General features: G+C 72.0%; 10 protein-coding genes. 9 read left to right on the top strand and 1 reads right to left on the bottom strand.

The window, feature by feature from the left end:
- The coding region (locus ABNT58_RS12140) for a carbamoyltransferase C-terminal domain-containing protein (protein WP_348753733.1) at positions 1 to 506 on the top strand (506 nt) is incomplete at its 5' end.
- Positions 507 to 591: 85 nt separating this feature from the next.
- Here the strand turns inward: ABNT58_RS12140 and ABNT58_RS12135 are convergent.
- Positions 592 to 939: a hypothetical protein gene (locus tag ABNT58_RS12135; RefSeq protein WP_348753732.1), complete on the bottom strand. Its 348-nt coding sequence runs from the start codon at positions 937 to 939 to the stop codon at positions 592 to 594.
- Positions 940 to 1,164: 225 nt separating this feature from the next.
- Here ABNT58_RS12135 and ABNT58_RS12130 point away from each other — a divergent pair, with 225 nt between their 5' ends.
- The 8 genes from ABNT58_RS12130 to ABNT58_RS12095 form a co-directional block, all read left to right on the top strand.
- A complete protein-coding gene (locus tag ABNT58_RS12130; RefSeq protein ID WP_348753731.1) occupies positions 1,165 to 2,523 on the top strand; it encodes a glycosyltransferase family 1 protein in 1,359 nt (452 codons plus the stop codon).
- Positions 2,520 to 3,113, top strand: coding sequence for an HAD family hydrolase (locus ABNT58_RS12125; protein ID WP_348753730.1), 594 nt, complete (start codon positions 2,520 to 2,522; stop codon positions 3,111 to 3,113). Before ABNT58_RS12130 ends, ABNT58_RS12125 begins: the two co-directional genes overlap by 4 nt.
- On the top strand, positions 3,110 to 4,225 hold the full coding sequence (locus ABNT58_RS12120) for a glycosyltransferase family 9 protein (RefSeq protein WP_348753729.1): 1,116 nt from the start codon (positions 3,110 to 3,112) through the stop codon (positions 4,223 to 4,225). The genes ABNT58_RS12125 and ABNT58_RS12120 overlap by 4 nt, the downstream gene beginning before the upstream one ends.
- Positions 4,222 to 5,214, top strand: coding sequence for a glycosyltransferase family A protein (locus ABNT58_RS12115; protein ID WP_348753728.1), 993 nt, complete (start codon positions 4,222 to 4,224; stop codon positions 5,212 to 5,214). The genes ABNT58_RS12120 and ABNT58_RS12115 overlap by 4 nt, the downstream gene beginning before the upstream one ends.
- On the top strand, positions 5,211 to 6,302 hold the full coding sequence (locus tag ABNT58_RS12110) for a glycosyltransferase family 9 protein (RefSeq protein WP_348753727.1): 1,092 nt from the start codon (positions 5,211 to 5,213) through the stop codon (positions 6,300 to 6,302). The genes ABNT58_RS12115 and ABNT58_RS12110 overlap by 4 nt, the downstream gene beginning before the upstream one ends.
- Positions 6,299 to 7,270 (top strand): glycosyltransferase family 4 protein, encoded by a 972-nt coding sequence (locus tag ABNT58_RS12105; protein WP_348753726.1) that lies wholly within the window; start codon positions 6,299 to 6,301, stop codon positions 7,268 to 7,270. Before ABNT58_RS12110 ends, ABNT58_RS12105 begins: the two co-directional genes overlap by 4 nt.
- Entirely contained in the window at positions 7,267 to 8,253 is a 987-nt protein-coding gene (locus ABNT58_RS12100) for a UDP-glucuronic acid decarboxylase family protein (RefSeq protein ID WP_348753725.1), read from the top strand. The genes ABNT58_RS12105 and ABNT58_RS12100 overlap by 4 nt, the downstream gene beginning before the upstream one ends.
- Positions 8,254 to 8,316: 63 nt before the next feature.
- Positions 8,317 to 8,524 (top strand): NUDIX domain-containing protein (locus ABNT58_RS12095; protein ID WP_348753724.1); only part of this gene is annotated, 208 nt, incomplete at its 3' end.

Here is an 8,524-nt window from a genome sequence, read left to right as displayed (position 1 = left end):
TCATCGGCTGGTTCCAGGGGCGCATGGAATTCGGTCCGCGGGCGCTGGGCGCGCGGTCCATCATCGCCTCGCCGCTGCATGCGCAGATGCAGGCGCGCATCAATGAACTCAAGGACCGCGAAGACTTCCGGCCGGTGGCGCCGGCGGTGCCGCAGGAACACCTGGCCAACTGGTTCACGCCGGGCGAGGCCAACCGCGGCCAGGCGCCCTTCATGCTGTTCATCTACGACGTGCTGCCCGAGCAGGCCAAGCGCATTCCGGCGGCCTGCCACAGCGACCTCACGGCCCGCGTGCAGACCGTGAGCGCCGAGACGCAGCCGGCCTTCCACCAGCTGCTCACGGCCTTTGGCGAGCTGACGGGTGTGCCGGTGCTGATCAACACCTCGTTCAACGTGCGCGGCGAGCCGGTGGTGTGCACGCCGCGCGATGCCATCCATGCCTGGGCCAGCACGCCGGTGGATGCGCTGGTGCTGGGTCCCTTCGTGCTGGAAAAACGCCGGGCCTGAGGTGGTGCCCCCGAAGCTCGCTGCGCTCGCGTCCCCCCGAGGGGGATCTCAGTCCCTTGGGGCGGCCCGGCGGGACTGAGGCCTTTCAGAGCGGGCGCCGGGGCACCACGCCCTCGGGGCCTGAGCTGGGGCTGCGCATCACGTCGTCCGCGGCGCCCGGGTCTTCTTCGCCGGCGGCCGATTCGCCTTCGATGGACTGCTCCGGCGTCGCATGCGCCTCGCGCTGCGCCCGCTGGGCCTTGATCAGTTCGGCGTCCGGGTCTTCGGGCGCCACATCGGCCGGCAGCTGCTGGTCGGGCAGGGCGGATTGCACATGCGCGCGCTGCGGCGGCGGCACGTAGTCGCCGTAGTTGCTGCCGGCCGCCGTGCGGGCGCCACCGTCCTTCGTGGCCACGCGGGGTTCGTCTTTCTGGCTGTCGAGCGGGTGCGTCATGGGCGGCTCCTTGGCGGGGTTGATGCAGCCCTGCGGCAACCGCTGTTCCCGGCGGCGCCCGGGTTGCGGCAATTCAGGCGGCAGCGGCGCCGCACACATCCGGTCACCACCGCACGGGGCCAGCCATCACCGCCGGTGATGAAGGCCGGCACCTGCGCCGCAGCCGGCGCGGAACACCGCTTGCCCAACGCCCGCATCGGACATCACCACCAGAAAGCCAAGACCATGGTGCCAAACCGCCTGCGCATCGGCCTCATCAGCGAACACGCCTCACCGCTGGCCCACGCCGGCAGCGTCGACGCCGGGGGCCAGAACATCTACGTCTCGCAGGTGGCGCGCGCGCTGGCTGCGATGGGCCACCAGGTCGACGTGCTCACCCGCCGCGACGACCCCACGCTGCCGGCCGTGGTCGATGTGCGGCCGGGCATGCGCGTGGTCCATATAGATGCCGGACCGCCCGAATTCGTTCCCAAGGAAGAGCTGCTCCCGCACATGCCGGCCTTCACCCGCGCCTCGCGCCACCTGATGCAGCGCAGCGTGGGCTACGACCTCATCCACGCCAACTTCTTCATGTCGGGCTGGGTGGGGCTGGCGCTGCGCAACATCTTCGAAGTGCCGCTGGTGATGACCTTCCATGCGCTGGGCCTGGTGCGGCGCGAGCATCAGGGCAGCGCCGACACCTTCCCGGAAGCGCGCATCGACATCGAGCGGCGCATCGTGCAGGGCGCCGACCGCGTGATCGCCGAATGCCCGCAAGACCGTGAAGACCTGCTGCGCCTCTATGGCGCGCGCGACGAGAGCATCCGCACCGTGCCCTGCGGCGTCGACCTGGCCACCTTCGGCCCGCGCGACCGGGCGCAGGCGCGCCGCCGGCTAGGCCTGCGCGACGATGAATTCGTGGTGCTGCAGCTGGGCCGGCTGGTGCCGCGCAAGGGCATCGACAACGTGATCCGCGCGGTGGGCCTGATGGACGGCTCGCTCAAGCCGCGGCTGCTGGTGGTGGGCGGTGAATCGGTGGAGCCCGACGAGCGCCGCACGCCCGAGATCGCACGCCTGCGGGCACTGGCCCGCAGCTGCGGCGTGGCAGACCGCGTGACCTTCACCGGCCGCCGCGACGTCGCCGAGCTGCCCGAGTTCTATGCCGCGGCCGACGTGTTCGTCACCACCCCGGCGTACGAGCCCTTCGGCATCACGCCGCTGGAAGCCATGGCCTGCGGCACGCCGGTGGTCGGCAGCGCGGTGGGCGGCATCCAGTACAGCGTGGTCGATGGCGTCACCGGCTACCTGGTGCCGCCCAAGGACCCGGCCGCGCTGGCCGAGAAGCTGGCCTGGCTGCAGGCCAACCCGGCATTGCGGCTGGCCCTGGGGCGCGCCGGCATGGCCCGCGTGCGCTCGCACTTCACCTGGGACCGCGTGGCCGGCGAGCTGGCCACGGTGTACCAGGAAGTGGTGGCTGCCGAAGCCGCGCTGCTGCCGCGCAGCGCCGCCTTGCACCGCCCCGCGCACACCCGCCCGGCCAGCAGCGGCAAGCCGGTGCAGCAGGCGCTGGTGATGGCGGCTGCGCCGCGCGGGGTGGGGGCATGAGGTCGCGCGCCATCTTTCTGGACAAGGACGGCACGCTGGTCGAAGACGTGCCTTACAACGTCGACCCGGCGCTGCTGCGCTTCACGCCCCATGCGCTGCCGGCACTGCAGCGGCTGCAGCAGGCGGGCTACCGGCTGGTCATCGTCAGCAACCAGTCGGGCCTGGCCACGGGCCGCTTCACCAGCGCGCAGTTCAGCGTGCTGCGCACCGCGCTGCTGGACAAGCTGCGCGACGAAGGCGGCATCGAGGTCACGGGCTTCTACGTGTGCCCGCATGCCCCCGCCAGCGCCGATGGCCAGGGCTGCGACTGCCGCAAGCCGCAGCCCGGCATGCTGACCCTGGCCGCGCAGGCCCATGGGCTGGACCTGCAGCGCAGCTGGATGGTGGGCGACATCCTGGACGACGTGGAAGCCGGCCACCGCGCGGGCTGCCGCAGCGTGCTGCTGGACCGTGGCGGCGAAAACGAATGGAAGCGCTCCGACCTGCGCGTGCCCGAGCATGTGTGCACCGACCTGGGCGAGGCGGCCGAGGTCATCCTGCAGGCCGATGCCGTGGCCCAGCCCGGCACGCGCGCCCGGCAAGCGGCATGACGGCCGAGCTGCGGGCCACCGCCTTGTCGCCCGCCTGGGCCGGCGTGCGCCGCCTGCTGGCCGTGCGGCTGGACAACCTGGGCGACGTGCTGATGACCACGCCCGCGCTGGCGGCGCTGCGCCAGGCCTGGCCGGGCGCGCACCTCACGCTGCTGGCCTCGCCGGCCGGTGCTGCGCTGCAGCCCCACCTGGCCGACGTGGACGAGGTCATGACCTTCGAGGCGCCCTGGGTGCAATCGGCCTGCAGCGCCGAACAGGCCGGCCCTGCCGTGCAAGCCCTGGTGCAGCGGCTGGCGCAAGCGCGGTTCGATGCGGTGGTCATCTTCACCGTGTGCACGCAAAGCGCGCTGCCCATGGCCCTGGTGGCGCTGCAGGCCGGCATTCCGCTGCGGCTGGCGCATGGCCGCGAGAACCCCTACCACCTGCTGACCGACTGGGTGCGTGACGCCGAAATGCGCGGCGAAGGCATGCGCCATGAGGTGCAGCGCCAGCTCGAGCTGCTGGCCGCCATCGGCGTGCGACCGCCGGCCGACGATGGCCTGCGCCTGGCGTTGCGGGCGGCCGATCAGGCCGCGTTGAAGCACAAGCTGGCGCAGGCCGGCATGGACCCGGCGGCGCCTTACTTCGTGGTGCACCCGGGGGCCTCGGCCCCGTCGCGCCGCTGGCCCGCCGAGCGCTTTGCCCAGGCCGCGCAGGCCGTGGCCCGCGCCGGTGGCGGCCACGCGGTGGTGGTGGGCGGCACGGCCGAAGCGGCGCTGGTGCAGGCCGCGCTGCCGGCCGGCGTGCCGGCCACCGCGCTGGTGGGCGGCTTGTCGCTGGGCGAGCTGGCCGCCTTGATCGCCGGTGCCACCGTCACCCTGTGCAACAACAGCGGCCCGGCCCACATCGCCGCGGCGCTGCGTGCGCCGGTGGTGGTGCTGTATGCCTTGACCAACCCGCAGCACACGCCCTGGCGCACCAGCGCGCGGGTGCTGAGCCACGACGTGCCCTGCCGCAACTGCCTGCGCAGCGTGTGCCCGATGGGCCACCACGCCTGCCTGCTGGGCGTGCCCGCAGAAGCAGCGGCCGACGCGGCGCTGCAGGTGATGCGACCTGCGATGGAGACCGCATGACGACAGCCGAGCCGGGGCAGCGCCCCGAGATCGCGGTGGTGATGGCCACCTACCGCCGGCCCGAGCTGCTGCGCCGCTGCCTGGAGGCGGTGGTGCGGCAAAGCCTGGCCGGCGACCGCTACGAGGTGCTGGTGGTGGACGACGGCCCCGACGACGACACCCGCCGCGTGGTGGCCGAGTTCGATGCCGCCACCGGCGGCGCACCCGCGGTGCGCTACCTGCGCAACATGGGCAAGGGCCCGGCCACCGCCCGCAACGTGGGCTGGCGGGCCAGCGCCGCGCCGCTGATCGCCTTCACCGACGACGACACCGTGCCCGACCGCGACTGGCTGAGCGAAGGCCTGGCCGCGATGGCCCGTGGCGCGGCTGCCGCCAGCGGCCGGGTGCAGGTGCCGGTGCAAGGCGCGCCCACCGACCATGCGCGCATGACGCAGGGGCTGGAAACGGCCGAGTTCGTCACCGCCAATGCCTTCGTGCGGCGCGACATCCTGCAGCGCGTGGGCGGCTTCGACGAGCGCTTCAAGCGCGCCTGGCGCGAAGACTCCGACCTGCACTTCGCCATCCTGACGCTGGGGGCCGAGGTCATCCGCGCCGAGCGGGCGGTGGTGCTGCACCCGGTGCGGCCGGCGCCCTGGGGCATCTCGCTGGGGCAGCAGAAGAACGTGGTGTTCGACGGGCTGCTCTACAAGAAGCACCGCGAGCTCTTCCGGCGCAAGGTGCGCACGCAGCCGCCCTGGCTGTACGTGGGCATCGTGGGGCTGACCGGGGCGGCACTGTTGGCCCTGGCCGCCGGCGCGCCGCGGGCCGCCGGCTGGTGCGCGGCCGGTGCGCTGCTGGGCATCGGCCGCTTTGCCTGGCAGCGGCTGCGCGGCTCTTCGCACGAGCCGGCCCATGTGTGGGAAATGCTGTGCACCTCGGCCGCCATCCCCTTCCTGGCGCTGTGGTGGCGCGTGGTGGGGGCCTGGCGCTTCAAGGTGATCTACCCATGACGGCAGGCCTTGACCTGCCGGCCGCACCACGGCGCATCGGCGTGTTCCGCGCCTTGATGCTGGGCGACATGCTGTGTGCGGTGCCGGTGCTGCGCGCCCTGGCGGCCCGCTGGCCGCAGGCCGAGCTGGTGCTCATCGGCCTGCCTTGGGCCCGTGAATGGGCGCAGCGGCTGCCGATGGTGCACCGCTTCATCGAGTTTCCGGGCTGGCCCGGCCTGCCCGAGCGTGAGCCCGACCTGGCCGCCTTGCCCGGCTGGCTGCAGGCCATGCAGGCCGAGCGCTTCGACCTGCTGCTGCAGCTGCAGGGCAGCGGCAGCGTGGTGAACCACCTGCTGGCGGTGTGTGCGCCGCAGCGCCTGGCCGGCTTTGCCGAGCCCGATGACCTGGCGCCCGAGCCGGCGCTCTTCACCCGCTGGCCGCGGCAAGGCCATGAGATCGAGCGGCTGCTGCACCTGACCGACCACCTGGGCCTGCCGCGCCAGGGCACCGGCATGCTGCTGCCGCTGACCGCGGACGACCAGGCCCGTGCCGCCGCGCTGCTGCCGCCGGGTGACGGGCCGTATGCCTGCGTGCACGCCGGCGCCCGCTTCACCTCGCGCCGCTGGCCGGCCGAGCGTTTTGCTGCGGTGGCCGACCAGCTGGCGCGGCAGGGCCTGCGCATCGTGCTCACCGGCAGCGAGGCTGAACGGCCGCTGGTGCAACGCGTGCAGCAGGCGATGCAGCAGCCGGCCATCGATTTGGTGGGCCGCACCGACTTCTGGTCGCTGGCCGCGCTGGTGCAGGGCGCCCGTCTGCTGCTGAGCAACGACACCGGCGTCTCGCACGTCGCGGCCGCGGTGGGCACGCCCAGCGTGGTGGTGAGCTCGGGCAGCGACGTGGCGCGCTGGGCGCCGCTGGACACCGCCCGCCACACGGTGCTGTGGGCCGACACGCCCTGCCGGCCCTGCGGCCATGAGCACTGCCCTTATCAACACGAATGTGCGCTGGCCGTCGGCGTGGACGAGGTGGCCGCGGTGGCCCTTCGCCTGGCGACGGCTGGCGCGCCGGCGGCATCCGCTGCCGTTTCGGCCGAGGAGGCCACCGCATGAACCCACCCACCCCGAACCGTCGCCTGCGCGTGCTCACCTGGCATGTGCATGGCAACTACCTGTACTACCTGACGCAGGCGCCGCACGACTTCTACCTGGCCACGCTGCCCGGCCACCCGTCGGGCCACGTCGGCAAGGTGGGCGTGCTGCCCTGGGGCGACAACGTGCACGAGGTGCCGGCCGATGCGCTGGACACGCATCACTTCGACTGCGTGCTGTACCAGCACGAGCGCCACTGGCACGACGACCGCATGAGCCGACTCTCGCCCCGGCTGCGTGCGCTGCCCACGCTGTTCGTGGAGCATGACCCGCCGCAGGGTCACCCCACCGACACCCGCCACCCGGCCGCCGGCAGCGGCGCGCAGCTGGTGCACGTCACGCCCTTCAATGCGCTGATGTGGGACAACGCCGATGCGCCGGTGCACATCATCGACCACGGGGTGCTGATACCGCCCGGCGTGCGCTACAGCGGCGAGCGGCCCGAAGGCATCTTCGTCGTCAACCACCTGCAGCAGCGCGGCCGCCGGCTGGGCGCCGACGTGTTCGAGCAGGTGCGCCAGCAGGTGCCGCTGCAGCTGGTGGGCATGGACAGCCTGCGCATGGGTGGCCTGGGCGAGGTGGGCAACCTGGACCTGGCGGCCGCCATGGCGCAGTACCGCTTCTTCTTCAACCCCATCCGCTACACCAGCCTGGGGCTGGCCATCATCGAAGCCATGATGGTGGGCCTGCCCATCATCGGCCTGGCCACCACCGAGCTGAGCACCGTCATCCGCAATGGCGAGAACGGCTGGATCGACACCCGCATCGACAAACTGGTGGAGGTGATGAACATGCTGGTGCATGAGCCCGAAGTGGCGCGGCAGTGGGGCGAGGCTGCCCGCCAGACCGCGATGCAACGCTTCAACATCCAGCGCTTTGCGGCCGACTGGGACCGGGTGCTGACGCAGGTGGCCGGGGGTGCGCCATGAGCGCCCCGCCGCGCCCGCTGCATGCCAAGCGCGTGGTCGTCACCGGCGGCGCGGGCTTCATCGGATCGCACCTGTGCCGCCGGCTGCTGGAGGCCGGCGCCGAGGTGCTGTGCGTGGACAACTTCTACACCGGCTCGCGCGCGCTGATCGCGCCGCTGCTGGGCCATGCCCGCTTCGAGCTGCTGCGCCACGACGTCACCTTTCCGCTGTACGTGGAATGCGACGAGATCTACAACCTGGCCTGCCCCGCCTCGCCGGTGCACTACCAGCTGGACCCGGTGCAGACCACCAAGACCAGCGTGCACGGCGCCATCAACATGCTGGGCCTGGCCAAGCGGCTGAAGGCGCGCATCCTGCAGGCCAGCACCAGCGAGGTGTATGGCGACCCGCTGGTGCATCCGCAGAAGGAAGACTACTGGGGCCATGTGAACCCCATCGGCCCGCGCAGCTGCTACGACGAAGGCAAGCGCTGCGCCGAGACGCTGTTCATGGACTACCGCCGCCAGCACCGGCTGCGGGTGAAGGTGGCGCGCATCTTCAACACCTACGGGCCGCACATGCACCCGGGCGACGGCCGCGTGGTCAGCAACTTCATCGTGCAGGCGCTGACGGGCCAGCCCATCACGCTGTACGGCGACGGCCTGCAGACCCGCAGCTTCTGCCACGTGAGCGACACGGTGGACGGCCTGATGCGGCTGATGGACACCCGCGACGACTTCGCCGGCCCGGTGAACATCGGCAACCCGGTGGAGCGCAGCATGCTGGACATCGCCCGCCTGGTGCTGGAACTCACCGGCTCACGCTCACCGCTGGTCTTCGAGCCCCTGCCCCAGGACGGCCCCCGCCAGCGCTGCCCCGACATCAGCCTGGCCCGCGAGGAGCTGGGCTGGCAGCCCACGGTGGAGCTGCGCACCGGCCTGCTGGACACCATCGCCTGGTTCGACAAGTGCCTGGCCGGCGGGCCGGAAGATGGGAGGATGTGAGCGCAGGCCATCGTTGAGCGCCCGTCACGATTGCTGATGCCGGCGTCGCTCAGAATGCGACGCATGACGATGATCTCGTTCAGCAATAGCGACTGGCGCTTCAACCTGCGCGCCGCTGCCGTGGTCCGCCATGCTGACTTCGTGCTGCTGCACCGGCTGGCCGGCGATGCCTTCTGGGCCTTGCCGGGCGGTCGTGTCGAGATGGGCGAAACGGCCGAGGCCGCCGTCCGGCGTGAGATGCGCGAAGAGTTGGGAACGGATGTGGACGTGT

Source organism: uncultured Aquincola sp. (assembly GCF_964001545.1).
Classification (GTDB): domain Bacteria; phylum Pseudomonadota; class Gammaproteobacteria; order Burkholderiales; family Burkholderiaceae_C; genus Aquincola.
The sequence above is the reverse complement of the archived record's forward strand: the minus strand, read 5'-3'. Positions and strand labels throughout refer to the sequence as shown.